The sequence below is a fragment of the Brevundimonas sp. genome, assembly GCF_036676055.1.
Lineage (GTDB): Bacteria > Pseudomonadota > Alphaproteobacteria > Caulobacterales > Caulobacteraceae > Brevundimonas.
Map to the genome: position 1 here is coordinate 40,676 of NZ_JAKFDS010000066.1, position 18,034 is coordinate 58,709.

An 18,034-nucleotide genomic window follows, 5' to 3' on the forward strand; every position below is an offset into this window, starting at 1 on the left:
GCCCCCGTATGTCGTTCCGGCCGGGGCCGGTCGTCCTAGTGTTCGTCGCTCTTGACCACCGGCAGTTCGTTGAACTGGTGGTGCGGGGGCGGCGAGGACAGGGTCCACTCCAGCGTCGTGGCGCCTTCGCCCCACGGGTTGGCTTCCGCCGGGCGACGCCGGATCGCGGCCTCGATCAGCATGATCAGGAAGACCCCGACGCCGACGATGGTGACCACATAGCCCCACGACGACACCTGGTTCCACAGCGCATAGCCGTCAGCATAGTCGACGTAGCGGCGCGGCATGCCCTGCAGGCCGAGGAAGTGCTGCGGGAAGAACACCAGGTTCACGCCGACGAACATGATCCAGAAATGGGTCGCGCCGAGGAACTCGTTGTACTTCACGCCGAACATCTTCTCGAACCAGTAGTAGAAGCCGGCGAAGATGGCGAAGACGGCGCCCAGCGACAGCACATAGTGGAAGTGCGCCACCACATAGTAGGTGTCGTGCAGGCTGTAATCGATGCCGGCGTTGGCCAGAACCACGCCCGTGACGCCGCCGACGGTGAACAGGAAGATGAAGCCCATCGCCCACAGCATCGGCGTCTTGAAGCTGATCGAACCGCCCCACATCGTGGCGATCCAGCTGAAGATCTTCACACCCGTCGGCACCGCGATGATCATGGTGGCGGCGACGAAATAGGCCCGCAGGTTCACGCTCATGCCGACCGTGAACATGTGGTGGGCCCAGACGATGAAGCCGACGAAGCCGATGGCCACCATGGCGTAGGCCATGGCGAGGTAGCCGAAGATGGGCTTCTTCGAGAAGGTCGAGACGATGTGCGAGATCATGCCGAAGCCCGGCAGGATCAGGATGTAGACCTCGGGGTGTCCGAAGAACCAGAACAGGTGCTGGTACATCACCGGATCGCCGCCGCCGGCGGGATCGAAGAAGCTGGTGCCGAAGTTGCGGTCGGCCAGCAGCATGGTGATGGCGCCGGCGAGAACCGGCAGCGACAGCAGCAGCAGGAAGGCGGTGATCAGCACCGACCAGGCGAACAGCGGCATCCGGTGCAGGGTCATGCCCGGCGCGCGCATGTTGAAGATGGTGGTGATGAAGTTGATGGCGCCGAGGATCGACGAGGCGCCCGCGACGTGCAGCGAGAAGATCGCGAGGTCGAAGGCCGGACCGGTGTGACCCATGGTCGACAGCGGCGGATAGGCCGTCCAGCCGCCGCCGAAGCCCTTGCCCGGGCCGCCGTCGACGAACATCGACAGGCACAGCAGGATCCAGGCGGCCACCAGCAGCCAGAACGAGATGTTGTTCATCCGCGGGAAGGCCATGTCCGGCGCGCCGATCATGATCGGCACGAACCAGTTGCCGAAGCCGCCGATCATCGCCGGCATGACCATGAAGAAGATCATGATCAGGGCGTGGGCCGTGACGGTGACGTTATAGCCGTGCTTGGTCGCCTCGACGAGGCCGAGCTGTTCGACCAGACCGCCGGCGATGAACACCTGCATGCCGGGCTGGGCCAGTTCCCAGCGGATCAGCCCGGACAGGGCGCCGCCCACGATCCCGGCCATGATGGCGAAGATCAGATAGAGGGTGCCGATGTCCTTGTGATTGGTCGACAGGAACCAGCGGGTGAAGAATCCCGGCTTGTGGTCATGATGCCCGTCGTGGTCGTGGGCGAGGTTCGCAGCTGCGGTGGCCATGGTCTTTGGGGCTCTCGCGTATCGTTATTGGGCGGCCGGAGCGGCGGCGGGAACGGGAAGGTCGGCGGCGGCGCCGGCCGGAGCGGCGGCGGCGGGCGCCGCAGCATCCGAGGAGACGGTGGTCGCGGCGACCGCGCCGGTGGTCCCGGCTGCGACCTGGGCGGCGGTGCCGCCGGGGGCCTGTTCCGCCGTGCGCGGGGTCATGGAGCCGCCCTTGGAGGCGACCCAGGCCGCGAACTCGGCGCGCGGGACGACGTTGATCTGGATCGGCATGAAGGCGTGGTCGACGCCGCACAGTTCCGAGCACTGACCGTAGTAGACGCCCGGACGTTCGGCGCGGAACCAGGTCTCATTGACCCGGCCCGGGACGGCGTCGGTCTTCAGGCCGAAGGCCGGCATGGCAACGGCGTGGATGACGTCGGCGGCGGTGATCAGCAGGCGGACATTGGCGCCGACCGGAACCACCATCGGCTCGTCTGCCGCCAGGCGATACAGGCTGTGCGGCATGCCGCGCTGGGCGATCTCCTCTTCCGGCAGCATGTTGGAGATGTACTCCGCCACGCCCTGGTCAGGATATTCATAGGCCCAATTCCACTGGTTGCCGGTGACCTTCACGGTCAGGTCCGGCTCCGGCATGTCGTGATAGGCGAACAGCAGGCGGAACGAGAACAGCGAGATGAAGACGAGAATCAGGACCGGCACGACCGTCCAGATCACCTCGATCAGGGTGTTGTGGCTCCACCGGGCCGGGACCGGGTTGGACTTCTTGTTGTAGCGGACGACGATCCACACCAGCAGGCCCAGCACCAGCAGGCAGATGAAGGTGATGATCGGCATCAGGATGGCGTCGTGGAAGAAATGCGCCTCGACCTTGAGCGGCGAGGCGGCGGGCTGAAGCCCGAGGGCGCCGTCGGTCGGCTGTCCCACCAATTCCTGCGCCGCCGCCGGTGCGGCGAGAAGAGCCAGGGTCAGGGCGGCCATGCCGCTGCTGATCAGACCCCGGGCCCGAGTGCCCATCCCCATGCGAGACATCCTCATAAACCGTTCTGTCGCGAGCGCTTGCGAGTAGATCGCAAGCAGGCGCCGGGGCGACGGCCCGCGGCGATACTTGGCCGGTCCATATCGCCCTCCCCCTCACTTGCCAAGCGATTGGACGCCGCAGCCTCGCTCGACGCGTCGATTAAATCGCTGTCATGTTTCGCCAGCTACCTTGCGCCGCAAGATACCTTGCGATACCTCTTCGTCATCAAGGGAGACGCCGAGGTGCCTGAAACCATTGAAATCCAGCTGAAGAAGGGGGTGCTCACGCTGTGTGTGCTCGCCCTTCTCAATCGCCGCGAACGCTATGCCTATGAGATCGCCTCGACCCTGTCGGACGCGATCGACATGGGCGAGGGGACCATCTACCCGCTGATGCGGCGGATGCAGTCCGACGGCCAGGTCGAGACCTATCTGGTCGAATCGTCCTCCGGCCCGTCGCGCAAATACTATCGCCTGACCGACGCCGGGCGGCGCGCCCTGGAGGCCCAGACCTCCGAATGGCGCGCCTTCGTCAACGCCGTCGAGAAGGTCATGACTGCCGACGCCGAACCGGCTCCGCCGGCTGTCGCCGCCGACACCGACCAATCTGCTGAAAGGGGAGCTGAACAATGACCCGCGCCGAATTCATGGGCCGGCTGAGGCGAGGCCTCGTCGGCATGCCGACGGCCGCCGCCGCCGAGATCGCTTCGGACTACGAAATGCATTTCGAGGACGGCGCCGCCGCCGGCCGCACCGAGGCCGAGGTCGCCGCGGCGCTCGGCGACCCCGACCGCCTCGCCCGCGAACTGCGCGCCGAAGCCGGCGCCCGCCGCTGGGACCAGGAAAAGAACCCGTCCGCCGCCGCCGCCGCCGTGTTCGCGGTGCTGGGGCTGGGCGCGATCGACATCCTGATTCTCCTGCCCATCCTGATGGGGGTGATCGGCGCGCTGTTCGGCTTCTTCATGGCCGCCATCGGCCTGTTCATCGGCGGCGGCGCCGTCATGGTGGCCGGTCCGTTCGCCGGCTTTCCCGGGGGCCCGCTCGCGGCCATCCTCGGCGGCCTCGGCCTGATGGCCGGAGCCACCGCGATCGGAGCGCTGACGGCGGTCGCGACCATCCTGCTGGTCAATGCGACCGTCTGGTACGCCCGCCTGCACTACCGGCTGCTGAAGCCGGCCCTTGAACCCCAAGCCCAGGCCTGAGGAGAGATCCGCATGATCCGCACCCTTCTGATCATCACCGGCGCCAGCCTCGTACTCTGCGCCGCGGCCCTGGGCGGGGCCGCCGCTCTCGGCGGCAACGACCTGGCCCGACACGGCTGGAGCTGGACCTTCCGCGAGAGCGGGCATGACGAGACAATCCGGTTCCAGCGGGCCGACAACGGCCCCCGCGTCAACCGCACCCTCGCCTGGGACGGCAGCGACCGTCTGGACATCGACGTCAACGCCGACGTCACCTACATCCAGGGCGACGCGGCCTCGGTCGAGATCGTCGGCCCCCGCGACCAGGTCGAAGGCCTGCGCCTCCGCGGCGGCCGACTGACCTTCAATGACGATGACGACACCGAAGTCGTGGTGTTCGGCTGGCACAACCAGGACCGGCTGCAAATCACGGTCACCGCTCCTTCGGTCAGGTCCTTCGGTCTGTCCAGTTCCGGCGAGCTGAATATTCGCGACTATGACCAGCCCGACCTGTTGATCCGCATCACGGGCTCGGGGGATGTGAACGCCTCCGGTCGCACGGAAACGGTCGAACTGGACATCCACGGCTCGGGCGAGGCCGATCTCTCGGACCTCGAGACCCGGGACGCCGACATCGAGATCTCCGGGTCCGGAGAGGCGGCCGTCGGCCCGACGGGCGCCGCCCGGATCACCATCTCCGGCTCTGGTGACGTCGATCTGACGCGCCGTCCGGCCAGCGTGACCCAGAACGTGTCGGGCTCGGGCGACGTCAACCAGCGCTGACCACAGGCGTGAGGCCGGTGACTTCGCCGGCCTCACACCCTATCTGAGCGGCATGACCCTGCACGCGACGCCGCCCGCCATCCTCGATTCCGCCGACGTCGGCGCAGACGAGGCCCTTTCTATCCTTCAGGACGCCCTGGCCGGCGCTGACGACGGCGAGCTGTTCCTCGAGCGCTCCGAGTCGGAATCGCTGGTCTTCGACGACGGCCGGCTGAAATCGTCAGCCTGGGACGCCGCAGAAGGCTTCGGCCTGCGGGTCGTGGCGGGCGAGACCGCCGGCTATGCTCACGCCAACGAAATCAGCGGCCCCGCCATTCGCCGCGCCGCCGACAGCGCCGCCCTGGCCAAGGCCGGCCACGCGGGGACAGTGGCCGACGCCCCCCGCGCCACCAATCAGAAGCTCTACGACGCGGTAGACCCGCTGGCCTCGCCGGCCTTCTCCGACAAGATCGCCTTGCTCAGCGAGATCGACGCCTGGGCCCGGGCCCGCGATCCGCGCGTCGTGCAGGTCTCGGCGTCGCTGGTCGGCGAGCGCCGTCATATCGAGATTCTCCGCGGCGACGGCCGCCGCGTCTCCGACCTGCGCCCGCTGGTCCGCCTCAACGTCTCCGTCACCGTCGAGAAGGATGGCCGCCGCGAGAGCGCCTCCTCCGGCGCCGGCGGCCGCGCCGGCTTCGAGACCTGGATCGCGCCCGAGCGCTGGCAGCGACAGGTCGACGAGGCCCTGCGCCAGGCCCTGGTCAATCTGGAGGCCGTCGACTGCCCGGCCGGCGAGATGGATGTGGTCCTCGGCGCCGGCTGGCCCGGCGTCCTGCTGCACGAAGCCATCGGCCACGGCTTCGAGGGCGACTTCCATCGCAAGGGCTCCTCGGTCTTCTCCGGCAAGATGGGCCAGCGCGTCGCCGCGCCCGGCGTCACCGTGGTCGACGACGGCTCCATCGCCGGCCGTCGCGGCTCGCTGTCGATCGACGACGAGGGCACCCCGACCTCGCGCACCGTGCTGATCGAGGACGGCATCATGGTCGGGCTGATGCACGACCGGCTGTCGGCGCGTCAGCTCGGGGCGCGCGCCACCGGCAACGGACGGCGCCAGTCCTTCGCCCATATGCCGATGCCGCGAATGACCAACACCTTCATGGAAGGCGGCAAGGACCGTCAGGCCGACATGATCGCCTCGACGAAACGGGGCCTCTATGCGGCCAATTTCGGGGGCGGCCAGGTGGACATCACCAACGGCAAATTCGTTTTCCAATGCACCGAGGCCTATCTGATCGAGGACGGCAGGATCACCGCCCCCGTGCGCGGCGCGACCCTGATCGGCGACGGGGCCACAGCACTGCAGAGGGTCCAGATGATCGGCGACGACTTCGCCTTCGACCCGGGCGTCGGCGTCTGCGGCAAGGCCGGCCAGGGCGTCCCCGTCGGCATCGGCCAGCCCAGCCTGAAGATCGGCGGCCTGACCGTCGGCGGCACGGCGGTCTAGGGGCCGACGTCGGTCGGCGGCGCTGGTTCAGCCTTCCATTCCGGGCCGACCACCTCGAAACCACGCGCCTCCAGTCCGTCCAGCACGCCGCCTTCTTCCGCCAGCAGCCGGATCGGAGCCACGCCCATGGTGACCCCCGGGGAAATCAGCGCCGTCCCGATCGCCGCCGCCCATTGCTGGTGAAGCTGCGGCGCGATCTCCGGGTCACCCCATGGCCAGCACTGGCTCAGGGCGAGGTCGATCGGAGAGCCGACCACCTCGGCCACCCGCCGGGCGCGCCAGTCCTCGGCCCGTTCGCGCGCCGCGTCCGGCCCCCGCTCCGCCGCGGCTATGGCCGCCTCGACGCAGGGGACGTGCGCCGACTGCGGCGCCTCGATCAGGCTGTCGATCATTTCGTCGCCGCGCACCGTCCCGACCGGCCGCGTCTCAACCCGGGCCCGACGCGCCGCCCCGCGGATCACGTCCATGGCGTCGTCCCCGCCCCGACGACCGGTATAGCCGGCCTTGTCCTGCATCAGGTCGAAACCGAGGATCAGCAAACTCTTCGTCCGCCAGTCCTGATTCCGCTCGCCGGCCATCACCGCCTCCAGCCGCGCCTGCCACTCCGGCGTCAGCCAGTCGGCGCTGGTCTGGCCCGGAGGCATGCGGGCGATGGTGCGGATGCGCCAGATGACGCGAAACACGTCGGTGAAGGAGGCGCGGCCGACCTGGGGCGTCAGGATCAGGTTCGAGCGGACCGCCGCGGCCTCGAGGTCGTCCGGCCGCCACTGCAGGTCCCGCGGAATGCCCGTGATGGCTCCCACCAGGATCAGGGTGCTGTCGCCCCTGGTCACCGTCCACATGGGCGCGCCCGACCGCCGGGCCAGCACCACCACCTCCTCGACCGTGGTGGTTTCCGTCTCACCGGGCGTCTGGGCGCGGGCCGGAGAGGGCGTGGCCGCCAGCAGGCAAAGGCAGATAATCAGAACTACCGCTGATCTCACGATTACATGTCACCGGAAATATAGAGAGCTAAAAGGACGCCTTGATAAGACCATCAGCATGACAATTCTGTAATGCTGTCAGCTTTTTAATCCACCTTGCCATCTTGTAACTGGAGATGTCTGCGACGGAACGCCACACCACTCGCCGCAAAACGAGGGGAAGACCGACATGCACAAGACCATTCTGCTGGCCAGCACCGCCCTGTTGATCGGCGCCGGCGCGGCTTCGGCACAGACAGCTTCGTCGAACGCCGCGGCCGCGCCCGCGGCGTCCGAGACTGGCGTCCTCGTCTTCACGCCCGACTTCTTCGCCGATCAGCGCCCCAACACGGCGCTGGACATGGTCAACCGCATCCCCGGCTTTGATCTGAGCGACGGCGACGGCAGCCGCGGATTCGAGGGGTCGGCCGGCAATGTGCTGATCAACGGCACCCGCCCCGCTTCCAAGAACGACACCGGCTCCAACGTGTTGTCCAGAACCCAGGCCGGTCAGGTCGAGCGCATCGAACTGATCCGCGGCGGCGCTGCCGGCATCGCCATGCAGGGCTATGCGGTCGTCGTGAACGTGATTCTCAAGAAGGAGGCCAGCCACCAGTCGATCGCGACCTGGAACGCCAACATCTTCGAGGGCGCGCGCGACCTGTACGCGGCGTCCTACCAGTACACGGCCACCGATGGGGACCGCAGCTGGGGCGTGCTCGTGTCAGACGGCATCTCGATGAGCGATTCCGGAGGGCCGGGCCGCGTCGTCCGCACGGACGCGGCCGGTAACGTGATCCGCGACGAGTCGTTCGACGCCACCTTTGGGGGCGGCGGCCAGTCGGCGCGGGTCAACTGGTCTGGCCCCCTCGCGGCCGGCCGGGTCGAGCTGACCGGTCGTTATGGCGTCAACGACTTCACCCAGACGCAGACCCAGAGCTCAGCCACGACCCTGCGCGAGAACATCGGCGTTAGCGAGGGGTCCGGCGGCGAAGTCGGCGCCGTCTACAGCCGCCCCATCAACGACGCCTGGAAGATGGAAGGGCGGTTCATCCACACCTTCAATGGAACCGAAGGGGCCTCAACCAACCGCACGCGCCTGAATGGCGTCCAGTCGCCCGAGCAAGTCTTCGCCTATGACCGTGCCTCGTCCGAAACGATCGGACGCGTGATCTTCCGAAATGAGTATTCGGCGACGACGACGTTCGAGACCGGCGGGGAGATCGCATACAATATGCTCGATTCCGAGCAGGCCTTCTCGATCGGCGGAACGCCGGTGCCCCTGCCCTCGGCGACGGTCAAGGTGGAGGAAACACGCGGCGAGCTGTTTGGCACGACGACATGGCGCGTCAACCCGACCCTGAGCCTGGAGACCGGCCTGCGGCTGGAGAGCTCGACCATCAGCCAGTCTGGCGACGCGGATCAGGAGAAATCCTTCTTCTTCGCCAAGCCTCGCGTTCTGGCCACCTGGACGCCGTCGGAAGGCAACCAGATCCGCTTGCGCGTAGAACGCGAGGTCGGCCAGCTGGATTTCGACGACTTCGCGGCTTCCGCCGACCTTCAGGACGAGAACGTGTTCGGCGGCAACGTCGATCTGGAGCCCGAGCAGCGCTGGGTCAGCGAACTGGTCTATGAACGCCGCTTCTGGGACGAGGGCGTCTTCTCGGCGACCCTGCGACACGATGAGATCGAGGATGTCCTGGACATCATTCCTTTGGCGGGGGGGCTCTCGGCCACCGGCAACATCGGGGACGGGACGCAGGATCGAGCCTCGGTCAGCCTGACGGTGCCCGTCGGTCGCTTCGGCATAAGCGGCGGACGCCTCTCGTCAACGGCGACCTGGCAGTCCAGTGAGGTGACGGACCCGACCACGGGCGACCCGCGCGAGATCTCACGCGTTCGGCCGTTCGACATCAACATCGGTTTCACGCAGGACATCGCGTCATGGAAGACCCAATGGGGCTTCGAATGGTTGCGCGGCTTCGACGAGCCGAACTTCGACCCTGACCAGACCACGGACGTGCGGCTGCGCAACTACCGGGTCCTGTTCGCGGAGTACAAGCCGACCCCGACCCTGTCGCTTCGCGCCCAGGTCAATATCTGGGATGATTTCCTGATCACGCGCACGGCCTATGCCGACCGCAGCGAGGCCCGGCCTGTCGCCTACGTCGAGACCCGGGACGTCGACCCCCGGACGTTCTGGCAACTGCGGTTGCGCAAGACCTTCTGAGGCCCCCTCCCCACCCGGTCACGGCCGTCCCGCGAGGGGCGGCCGTTTTTGGATCTGCGAACGCCGCTGGCGCGCCTCGCCATTACCCCATTGTAATATGGAGTTTATTTAATGCTCCTGTCAGGTTTGTAACTGGATCACGGCAGACCTCGCGGCCACACCTCGCTTCAAGAACGAGGGAACCATAGAGATGCGCGAATCCGTCCTGCTGGCCACTACGGCGCTGCTGTTGAGCGCGGGAGTCGCCTCCGCCCAGACCGCGCCCCAGTCACCCCCGCCGGTCGCGCCGGCGGCCGATCCCTCCGCCCAGGGCGTGCTGGTCTTCACGCCCGACTTCTTCGCCGACCAGCGCCCCAACACCGCGCTCGACATGGTCAGCCGGGTGCCCGGTTTCTCGGTCAACGACGGCTCCGGCAACCGCGGCTTCGAGGGCGCCGTCGGCAACATCCTGATCAACAACGCCCGCCCGGCCTCCAAGAACGACACCGGGTCCAGCGTACTGTCACGCACCCTGGCCAGCCAGGTCGAGCGGATCGAGCTGATCCGCGGCGGCGCTCCCGGCATCGACATGCAGGGCTATTCGGTCGTGGTGAACGTGATCCTGAAAACCGAGAACACCCGCCAGTCGATCCTCACCGCCTCCGGCTTCTTCTTCGACGGCGGCCGGGACATGTTCGCCGGCTCCTACCAGTTCAGCGCCCGGGAGGGCGAGCGCACCTGGGGCGTGACCCTCAGCGACGGCGTGTCGATGAGCGACTCGAACGGCGTCGGTCCCGTGATCCGCACAGACGCCAATGGCGTCGTCACCCGGAACGAGGACTACTACAACGACGGCTACGGGGGCGGGCAGTCGATCCGCGGCAACTTCGCCACCCCGCTCTTCGGGGGCAAGATCGACCTGACCGCCCGCTACGGCGTCAACGACTTCCACAGCATCAACTTGCAGACCGCCACCGACGTCCGGCGCGAAAGCCTGTTCGAGAACGATGGCGACGGCGGCGAGTTCGGCGCCGTCTACACCCGCCCGCTGAGCGAGCGGCTGAACATGGAGACGCGGCTGATCCACCAGTGGAACAGCTTCGAATCGGTCTCGACCTCGCGCAGCCGCCTGGGCGGCGTCGACAGCCCCGAACAGCAGTTCGTCGGCGCCGGCGACTCGTCCGAGTCGATCCTGCGAGGATTGGTGCGCTTCGAGCGTTCGCCGGCCCTGACCTTCGAGACCGGCGCCGAGATGGCCTACAACATGCTGGAGGTCGACCAGGCCTTCACCGTGGGCGGTGTTCCCATTCCGCTGCCGTCCGCCTCGGTCAAGGTCGAGGAGACGCGCGGCGAGGCCTTCGGCAAGGCGACGTGGCGTATCAAGCCCGAACTGACGCTCGAAGGCGGTCTGCGGCTGGAGAGCTCGACCATCAGCCAGTCGGGCGACGCCGACCAGGAGAAGAGCTTCTTCTTCGCCAAGCCGCGCTTCCTCGCCACCTGGACCCCGATGGCGAACAATCAGCTGCGGCTGCGCTTCGAGCGCGAGGTCGGCCAGCTCGACTTCGGCGACTTCGCCGCCTCGGCAGACCTTGAGGATGAGAACGTCTTCGGCGGCAACGTCGATCTGGAGCCGGAACAGCGCTGGATCAGCGAATTGATCTACGAGCGCCGGTTCTGGGGCGACGGCATCGTCAGCGTCGGCCTGCGCCACGACGAGATCACCGACGCCCTGGATGTGATCCCGCTCGACCACGGCCTGTCGGCGGTGGGCAACATCGGCGACGGCACGCTGGACCAACTGGCCCTGACCGTGGCCGTGCCGACCGACAAGCTGGGCGTCCCGGGCGGCATGTTCCGCTTCCGGAATACCTGGAATCACACCGAGGTCACCGACCCCACCACCGGCGACATCCGTCCCATCTCCAACATCCGGCCTACCCAGGCGGTGATTTCCTGGGAGCAGGACATCACAAGCTGGAAGCTCCAGTACGGCGGCTCCTACATCCCGCTGATGGGTCAGAAGAGCTTCGATCCGGACCAGACGTCGGGCTGGCGCGGCCACGACTATTTCGAGATGTGGGCCGAGTACAAGCCGACCGCGACCCTTTCGATCCGGGCCCAGGTCAACATCTGGAACGATTTCGACGTTGAGCGGACGGTCTATGCGGATCGCACCCAGGCCCGCCCGATCGCCTTCGTCGAGCACCGCTACATCGACCCGCGGACCTTCTTCCAGGTCCGGGTGCGCAAGACCTTCTAGCGGGGCTGGTCGGCGCGGTGGACGACGACGCCGTCCACCACCGTCAGCACGGCCCGGCCCTTGGGGATGTCAGCCTCGGGCGCGGTCATCAGGTCGACGTCGAAGGCGGTGAAGTCGGCCCGCTTGCCGACCTCGATCGTGCCGAGCTCGTCCTCGCGGAAGCTGGCGTACGCGGGCCAGAGGGTGAACATCTTCAGGGCCGTCTGGCGATCCACCGCCTCGTGCGGCCGCCAGTCGGGGCCCTGGAAACCTTCCAGATCGCGCCGGGCCACGGCGGCGTAGAATTCGATCAGCGGGGCGCCGCGCTCGACCGGGGCGTCGGAGCCGCCGACGACGACGACGCCGAGGTCGGCGAGGCTGTGCCAGGCGTAGGCCCCGTCGAGACGGGCGTCGCCGAGGCGGGCCGGGGCGAAATGCAGGTCGCCGATGGCGTGGCTGGGCTGCATCGAGGCGATGATCGGCAGGTCCTTGAACCAGTGATAATCGGTCGGCCGCAGGATCTGGGCGTGCTCGATGCGCCAGCGCACGTCGGCGCCGTTCGGACGATCCGCCGGCCCGACGCCGGCCAGCGCCTGCTGATACCACTCGGCCACCGAGGCGTTGCCCCGATCGCCGATGGCGTGGGTGGCGATCTGGATGCCGCCCTTCAGCGCCGCCTGGTACAGCGGCACGATCTCCTGCTCGGTGATCTGCATCAGGCCGGTGGTGTCGGGACGATCGGCATAGGGCTCGAACAGGGCCGCGCCGCGCGAGCCGAGAGCGCCGTCGGCGTAGTATTTGATCGCCCGGGTGATGACGCGGCCATCGGCGACGCTGCGTGGCCCTCCGGCGATCAGCGCGGCGGCGCCGTCGGGCGTGATGCTGTTGTAGACCCGGATCGGAGCCTCGCCCGCCTCGGCCATGGCTTCCATCAGCGGCACGTCCTTCCACGGCGCGCTCATGAAATGGATGCCGGTCCAGCCGTAGGCGGCCTCGACGCGGAAGCCGGCGCGATAGGCGTCGCGGGTCGACTGCGGATTGGCCTGCGGCATCAGGCCGGACACCAGTTGCTCGGCGGCGTCGACCAGGAGGCCGGTGGGCTCGCCATTGGCGTCCTTGAGGATTTCGCCGCCCGAAGGAGCGACGGTCCCGGCGGTGACGCCGGCGGCGGCGAGGGCCGCGCTGGAGGCGACCACGGCGTGGCCGTCGGCGCGGCCCAGCAGCACGATGCGACCAGGAGCGGCGGCGTCGAGGTCGGCGCGGGTCAGGAAGCGCCCTTCCGGCCAGTGCGTCTCGATCCAGCCCCGCCCGACGACCGGCCCTTCGGGATGTGTTTCGGCCCAGGCGGCCAGCCGGGCCATGGCGTCGGCGACCGAGGTCGAGCCCTCAAGGTTGAGGGTCAGTTCGCGCCAGCCGATGCCGTCGAGGTGGGCGTGGCCGTCGGTGAAGCCGGGAAACAGGACCGCGCCCTTCAGGTCGAGCGCCTCCGCGTAGCTGACGTCCGGCGCGCCGGCCGCGGAGCCGACATAGGCGATGCGGCCGTCCTGAACGAGGACCACCTCCGCCGTCGGCTGGCTGTCGACGCCTGTGTAGATCGTGCCGCCGTGGATCAGGAGTTCCTGGGCCTGGGCGCTCCAGGCGGCGGAACCGAGGAGCAGGGCGAGAAGGAGGGTGCGGCGCATCTGACGGTTCCTGAGAATGGCGGACAACGGACTCGCCTTACCGGGAGAGGTCCGTCAAGCTCTGGTCAGGAGGAAGGTCATGATTATCGCCCTGATGTTCGCCGCCGTGGTCACCGATCCCGGCCCGCCGCCGCCGCCCCGGGCGGAGCTGTGCCTGGCGCATATGAACGCCATGATCGCGGAGGCGCAGCGGGAGACCGGCATGGTGGCGGGACCGAGCTGGTTCATCCGCAGCTGGTGGCTGGCGCGACTGCCGGAGGACGGAACGCCGGAGGCGTGGTCCGAGGAACAACGGCAGGCCCTTGAGGCTTCAATGGCCGCACGCAAGGCCGCCGATCCGGACGGATACCGGGCCGAGTTGGAGTCCTGCGTCGATGAGGCGATCGAAGGCGGCGCCCTGCCCTGAGGAACGAGGATGAAGCTGTTCACCATCGGCTATGAGGGCGAACCGCAGGCGGCGGTGATCGACCGGCTGAAGTCGGCCGGGGTCAAGGTGCTGGCCGATGTTCGGGCGGTGGCGGCGTCGCGCAGGGCCGGGTTCTCGAAAACCGTCCTGGGCTCGAGCCTCGCGGAAGCCGGGATCGAATACGTCCACCTGCGCGACCTCGGCACGCCCAAGGCGGGGCGGGACGCGGCGCGCAAGGGCCACATCGGCGAGATGCGCGCGATCTTCGCCGATCACATGCAGGAGCCGCCGTCGCAGCTGGCGTTCGAGCGGCTGCGCGAGATCGCGAAGGACCGGCCGACGGCGCTGCTGTGCTTCGAGGCCGACCACGCGGGTTGTCACCGCGCGGCGCTGGCCGAGCGGCTGCAGGCCGAGGACGGGTTCGAGGTGGTGAACCTCTGACCCGCCCCGGTCAGCCTCAGGCCGCCGCCTTCTGCTTGCCGGCGAAGTCGCCGTAGAAGGTGCGACCCTGCTCGGCCATGTCGCGCAGCAGCTGCGGAACCTTGAAGCGGTCGCCGTAGCGGGCGGCGTAGTCATCGGCCCTGGCCACGAATTCCTTCAGCCCGGTCTGGTCGATCATCGTGATCGGGCCGCCGGTCCATGGCGCGAAGCCCCAGGCCAGGATGGCGCCGACATCGGCCTCGCGCGGGTCGTCGATGACGCCCTCTTCCCAGCAGCGCGCGACCTCGACCGCCTGCCGGTACAGCAGGCGGCGCTTCTGGTCTTCGACCAGTTCGGGGGTCGAGTCGTCGATCTTGACCGGGGCCAGGTCCGACAGGCCGGCCCAGAGCTTTTTCGGCTTCGTTTCGTAGTCGTAGAAGCCCTTGCCGTTCTTGCGGCCATAGCGGCCGAGGTCCTCGACCATGGTCTTGACGATCTTCCAGCCCGGCAGCGGCTCATAGGCCTCGCCAAGGTCTTCCTGGGTCTGTTTGGCGATCTTGACCGACAGGTCCAGGGCGACGTCGTCGTGCATCTCAAGCGGGCCGCGCGGCATGCCCGTCATGCGGCCGATGTTGTCGATCAGGGCGGGGGCGTAGCCCTCTTCCAGCATGGCCAGACCCTCGGCGACATAGGTGCCGAAGCAGCGCGAGGTGTAGAAGCCGCGGCCGTCGTTGACGACGATCGGGGTCTTCTTGATCTTCATGACGTAGTCGAGCGACTTCGCGATGGCGGCCTCGCCCGTCTTCTCGCCGAGAATGATCTCGACCAGCATCATCTTGTCGACCGGCGAGAAGAAGTGGATGCCGATGAAGTCCTCGGGGCGGACCGAAGCCTCGGCCAGGCCGGTGATCGGCAGGGTCGAGGTGTTGGAGCCGAACACGGCGCCGGGGGCCCGCTGGGCCTCGGCGCGCCTGGTGACGTCGGCCTTGATCTCGCGGTTCTCGAACACCGCCTCGATGACGAGGTCCGAGCCCTTGATCAGGTCATAGTCGGTGGTGGCCGTGACCGAGCCGAGCAGGGCGTCATACTTCTCCTGCGTGATCTGGCCGCGCGACAGGCGCTTCTTCAGCAGGTCGGCGACGTGGGCCTTGCCCTTGTCGGCGCTCTCCTGATCGCGGTCGATCAGGATGGTCTCGATGCCGGCGAGGGCCTGCACATAGGCGATGCCCGCGCCCATCATGCCGGCGCCGATGACGGTGACCTTCTTCGGATCGGATTTGGGCACGCCGGCCGGGCGGACGGCGCCCTTGTCGAGCTCCTGCTTGCTGAGGAACAGCGAGCGGATCATGGCCTGGGCCTGCGGCGTCATCAGGGTCTTGATGAAGTAGCGGGTCTCGATGCGCAGGGCCGCGTCCATCGGCACCTGAACGCCCTCGTAGACAGCCTTCATCAGGTTCAGCACGGCCGGATAGTTGCCGTAGGACTGCTTGCGCAGCATGGCGTTGCCGACGAGGAAATTCTGGATGCCGGCCGGGTGGTAGGGGCCGCCGCCGGGCAGTTTGAAGGACTTGTCGTCCCACGGCTGCACCGCCTTGCCGCCGCCCTTGATCCACGCCTTGGCGGCGTCGACCTCGCCGCCCCTGGCGACCACTTCATGGACGATGCCAGCGCCCCGGGCGTCGTTCGGGCGGAAGGATTTGCCCTCGCTCATCGCCATCATGGCGGCCTGCACGCCGATCAGGCGCGTCAGCCGTTGGGTGCCCCCGCCGCCGGGGAAGAGGCCGACCTTGATCTCGGGCAGGCCGAGCTGAATCTTGTTGTCATCGCCGACGACCCGGTAGTGGCAGGCCAGCGTCAACTCGAGTCCGCCGCCCAACGCCAGGCCGTTGATCGCCGCCGCGACCGGCTTGCCGCAGGTCTCCAGCGCGCGCAGGGCGCCGTTCAGCTTCCAGCCGGCGTCATAGGCGTCCTGCAAAGAGCCGCCCGCCAGCATGCCACCGGCCATGTCGCCCAGATCGGCGCCGGCGCAGAAGCCGCTGGCCTTGCCCGAGGTCAGGACCGCGCCCTTGATGGCGTCGTCGGTCTTCACCCGTTCGACCCATTCGGGGATCTCGGCCATCACGCCCGAGGTCAGGGTGTTCATCGACCGTCCGGGGACGTCGAAGGTGATCAGGGCGATGCCGTCGGCGTCGACGTCAATCTTGAAGTTTTCCATCGGGCTTCCTCGGATTTCAGTTCAGACGCAGCGACATCTCGGACGTCGCCTGCCAGTTCAGGGTTTCGTACATCGGCCGCGCCTGGGCGGTCGGGTGGAGGATCAGGTAGTCGACGCCCCGCGTCCGGGCTTCTTCCTCGACCCGCCGCATCAGCCGGCGAGCCAGCCCCTGGCCGCGATGTTCCGGCTCCACGAACAGGTTCAGCACATAGCCGCGGCGGTCGCAGTCGGGGTGTTCAGGGTGCGGCGGCCAGTCGATGAACATCAGGCCGACGCTCGCCGCCGGACGGCCGTCCGCCTCGACGATCCAGCCCATGTATTCGCCGCTGCGCAGCCGCGAAGCGGCCCAGATCCGAAAGGCCGGATCCATCCGGTCCAGCACCGCCGCGTCACGACCGGCAGCGTCGAACATCCGCCGCCGGTGGTCGCAGACCGCATCGAGGTCCGCGAAGGTGATGGGACGCAGCGTCATGGCCCTCAGACGCGTTCGATGACGGTGGCGGTGCCCATGCCGCCGCCGATGCACAGGGTGATCAGGGCGGTCGACTTGTTCGACCGCTCCAGCTCGTCGAGGGCGATGCCGGTGATCATGGCGCCGGTGGCGCCCAGCGGGTGGCCCATGGAGATGCCGCCGCCGTTCACGTTCATCTTCGAATGGTCGATGTCGAGCGCCTGCATGTAGCGCAGCACGACGGCGGCGAAGGCTTCGTTCAGCTCCCAGACGTCGATGTCGGCGACGGTCATGCCCAGTTTGGCGAGCAGCTTCTTGGTCACGAACTCGGGGCCGGTCAGCATGATCGAGGGCTCGGAGCCGATCGAGGCGGCGCCGACGATGCGGGCTCGCGGCTTGAGGCCCAGGGCCTGACCGGCTTCCAGCGAGCCGATCAGGACGCCGGCCGAGCCGTCGACGATGCCCGAAGAGTTGCCGGGCGTGTGGACGTGGTTGACCCGCTCGACCTCGGGGTAGCGCTGGTTGATGACGCTGTCGAAGGCCATCTCGCCCATCATGGCGAAGGACGGGTTCAGCGAACCGAGGGTCTGCATGTCGGTGTTGGGACGGATGGTCTCGTCGCGGTCCAGCTGGACCAGACCGAGCTGGTTCTTCACCGGGATGACCGATTTGGAAAAGCGGCCGTCGGCCCAGGCGGCGGCAGCCCGCTTGTGGCTCTCCATCGAATAGGCGTCGACGTCGTCGCGGCTGAACCCGTATTTGGTGGCGATCATGTCGGCCGAGACGCCCTGGGGCACGAAATAGGTCGGAAAGGCCGAAGACGGATCGACCGGCCAGGCGCCGCCGTCAGACCCCATCGGCACCCGGCTCATGGCCTCGATGCCGCCGCCGACGGCGAAGTCGGCCTCGCCAGCCTTCACCTTGGCCGCGGCCATGTTCACGGCCTCGAGGCCGGAGGCACAGAAGCGGTTGACCTGGACGCCGGCGGTGGTCTGGGCCCAGCCGGCCGAGAGGACGGCGGTGCGGGCGATGTCGGCGCCGAGCTCGCCCACCGGGGTGACGCAGCCGAGGATGACGTCGTCGACCTTCGAGGTGTCGAGGTCGTTGCGGTCGCGCAGGGCCTCCAGCACCTGGGTCGCCAGGCTGAGGCCCGTGATCTCGTGCAGGGAACCGTCCTTCTTGCCCTTGCCGCGCGGGGTGCGCACCGCGTCGTAGATGTAGGCCTCGGACATGATGCGTCTCTCCTGTTGGGGCCCTACCGCTCGCGACGCGGTCGCTCGCTG

General features: G+C 67.9%; 15 protein-coding genes. 8 read left to right on the forward strand and 7 right to left on the reverse strand.

Annotated elements, in window-relative coordinates:
• Positions 1-35: 35 nt before the first annotated feature.
• Positions 36-1,700 carry a cytochrome c oxidase subunit I gene (ctaD, locus tag V6M45_RS11730; protein ID WP_332656635.1) on the reverse strand — a complete coding sequence of 555 codons (1,665 nt, stop codon included), beginning with the start codon at positions 1,698-1,700 and terminating at the stop codon, positions 36-38.
• Positions 1,701-1,724: 24 nt separating this feature from the next.
• Positions 1,725-2,723, reverse strand: coding sequence for a cytochrome c oxidase subunit II (coxB, locus tag V6M45_RS11735; protein ID WP_442880585.1), 999 nt, complete (start codon positions 2,721-2,723; stop codon positions 1,725-1,727).
• Positions 2,724-2,963: 240 nt separating this feature from the next.
• Between coxB and V6M45_RS11740 the strand changes: the two genes are divergently transcribed.
• The 4 genes from V6M45_RS11740 to tldD are packed head-to-tail and all read left to right on the forward strand — an operon-like array spanning position 2,964 to position 6,167.
• Complete coding sequence (locus V6M45_RS11740; RefSeq protein ID WP_332656679.1) at positions 2,964-3,353, forward strand: PadR family transcriptional regulator; 390 nt, start codon at positions 2,964-2,966, stop codon at positions 3,351-3,353.
• Positions 3,350-3,922, forward strand: a complete 573-nt coding sequence (locus V6M45_RS11745) for a DUF1700 domain-containing protein (protein WP_332656636.1) — start codon at positions 3,350-3,352, stop codon at positions 3,920-3,922. The genes V6M45_RS11740 and V6M45_RS11745 overlap by 4 nt, the downstream gene beginning before the upstream one ends.
• Positions 3,923-3,934: 12 nt before the next feature.
• Positions 3,935-4,684, forward strand: a complete 750-nt coding sequence (locus tag V6M45_RS11750) for a GIN domain-containing protein (protein ID WP_332656637.1) — start codon at positions 3,935-3,937, stop codon at positions 4,682-4,684.
• A gap of 52 nt (positions 4,685-4,736) precedes the next feature.
• Complete coding sequence (tldD, locus tag V6M45_RS11755) at positions 4,737-6,167, forward strand: metalloprotease TldD (RefSeq protein ID WP_332656638.1); 1,431 nt, start codon at positions 4,737-4,739, stop codon at positions 6,165-6,167.
• On the opposite strand, the gene V6M45_RS11760 is transcribed toward tldD, so the two are convergent.
• Complete coding sequence (locus tag V6M45_RS11760; protein WP_332656639.1) at positions 6,164-7,150, reverse strand: TraB/GumN family protein; 987 nt, start codon at positions 7,148-7,150, stop codon at positions 6,164-6,166. The two genes, tldD and V6M45_RS11760, sit on opposite strands and share 4 nt — an antisense overlap.
• A 169-nt stretch (positions 7,151-7,319) precedes the next feature.
• On the opposite strand from V6M45_RS11760, the gene V6M45_RS11765 reads away from it, so the two are divergent.
• Positions 7,320-9,359 (forward strand): TonB-dependent receptor plug domain-containing protein, encoded by a 2,040-nt coding sequence (locus V6M45_RS11765; RefSeq protein WP_332656641.1) that lies wholly within the window; start codon positions 7,320-7,322, stop codon positions 9,357-9,359.
• Positions 9,360-9,549: 190 nt separating this feature from the next.
• Positions 9,550-11,598: a TonB-dependent receptor plug domain-containing protein gene (locus V6M45_RS11770; protein WP_332656643.1), complete on the forward strand. Its 2,049-nt coding sequence runs from the start codon at positions 9,550-9,552 to the stop codon at positions 11,596-11,598.
• On the opposite strand, the gene V6M45_RS11775 is transcribed toward V6M45_RS11770, so the two are convergent.
• A complete protein-coding gene (locus V6M45_RS11775; protein WP_332656644.1) occupies positions 11,595-13,259 on the reverse strand; it encodes an amidohydrolase in 1,665 nt (554 codons plus the stop codon). The two genes, V6M45_RS11770 and V6M45_RS11775, sit on opposite strands and share 4 nt — an antisense overlap.
• A gap of 79 nt (positions 13,260-13,338) precedes the next feature.
• On the opposite strand from V6M45_RS11775, the gene V6M45_RS11780 reads away from it, so the two are divergent.
• Together V6M45_RS11780 and V6M45_RS11785 are read left to right on the forward strand one after the other, a co-directional pair.
• Positions 13,339-13,665: a hypothetical protein gene (locus V6M45_RS11780; RefSeq protein WP_332656646.1), complete on the forward strand. Its 327-nt coding sequence runs from the start codon at positions 13,339-13,341 to the stop codon at positions 13,663-13,665.
• A 9-nt stretch (positions 13,666-13,674) separates the two neighbouring features.
• Positions 13,675-14,106: a DUF488 domain-containing protein gene (locus V6M45_RS11785; RefSeq protein ID WP_332656647.1), complete on the forward strand. Its 432-nt coding sequence runs from the start codon at positions 13,675-13,677 to the stop codon at positions 14,104-14,106.
• A 16-nt stretch (positions 14,107-14,122) separates the two neighbouring features.
• On the opposite strand, the gene V6M45_RS11790 is transcribed toward V6M45_RS11785, so the two are convergent.
• From V6M45_RS11790 to V6M45_RS11800, 3 genes are read right to left on the reverse strand one after another with little or no spacing between them, the layout of a single operon-like run.
• Complete coding sequence (locus tag V6M45_RS11790; RefSeq protein WP_332656649.1) at positions 14,123-16,300, reverse strand: 3-hydroxyacyl-CoA dehydrogenase NAD-binding domain-containing protein; 2,178 nt, start codon at positions 16,298-16,300, stop codon at positions 14,123-14,125.
• Between the two features lie 16 nt (positions 16,301-16,316).
• Entirely contained in the window at positions 16,317-16,772 is a 456-nt protein-coding gene (locus tag V6M45_RS11795; protein ID WP_332656651.1) for a GNAT family N-acetyltransferase, read from the reverse strand.
• A gap of 5 nt (positions 16,773-16,777) precedes the next feature.
• On the reverse strand, positions 16,778-17,983 hold the full coding sequence (locus V6M45_RS11800; RefSeq protein WP_332656653.1) for an acetyl-CoA C-acetyltransferase: 1,206 nt from the start codon (positions 17,981-17,983) through the stop codon (positions 16,778-16,780).
• Positions 17,984-18,034: the final 51 nt, after the last annotated feature.

Coding starts and splice junctions, on each gene's coding strand:
- ctaD (WP_332656635.1), bottom strand. CDS start 1,700: ATGGCCACCGCAGCTGCGAACCTCGCCCACGACCACGACGGGCATCAT.
- coxB (WP_442880585.1), bottom strand. CDS start 2,723: ATGGGGATGGGCACTCGGGCCCGGGGTCTGATCAGCAGCGGCATGGCC.
- V6M45_RS11745 (WP_332656636.1), top strand. CDS start 3,350: ATGACCCGCGCCGAATTCATGGGCCGGCTGAGGCGAGGCCTCGTCGGC.
- V6M45_RS11750 (WP_332656637.1), top strand. CDS start 3,935: ATGATCCGCACCCTTCTGATCATCACCGGCGCCAGCCTCGTACTCTGC.
- tldD (WP_332656638.1), top strand. CDS start 4,737: ATGACCCTGCACGCGACGCCGCCCGCCATCCTCGATTCCGCCGACGTC.
- V6M45_RS11765 (WP_332656641.1), top strand. CDS start 7,320: ATGCACAAGACCATTCTGCTGGCCAGCACCGCCCTGTTGATCGGCGCC.
- V6M45_RS11770 (WP_332656643.1), top strand. CDS start 9,550: ATGCGCGAATCCGTCCTGCTGGCCACTACGGCGCTGCTGTTGAGCGCG.
- V6M45_RS11775 (WP_332656644.1), bottom strand. CDS start 13,259: ATGCGCCGCACCCTCCTTCTCGCCCTGCTCCTCGGTTCCGCCGCCTGG.
- V6M45_RS11780 (WP_332656646.1), top strand. CDS start 13,339: ATGATTATCGCCCTGATGTTCGCCGCCGTGGTCACCGATCCCGGCCCG.
- V6M45_RS11785 (WP_332656647.1), top strand. CDS start 13,675: ATGAAGCTGTTCACCATCGGCTATGAGGGCGAACCGCAGGCGGCGGTG.
- V6M45_RS11790 (WP_332656649.1), bottom strand. CDS start 16,300: ATGGAAAACTTCAAGATTGACGTCGACGCCGACGGCATCGCCCTGATC.
- V6M45_RS11795 (WP_332656651.1), bottom strand. CDS start 16,772: ATGACGCTGCGTCCCATCACCTTCGCGGACCTCGATGCGGTCTGCGAC.
- V6M45_RS11800 (WP_332656653.1), bottom strand. CDS start 17,983: ATGTCCGAGGCCTACATCTACGACGCGGTGCGCACCCCGCGCGGCAAG.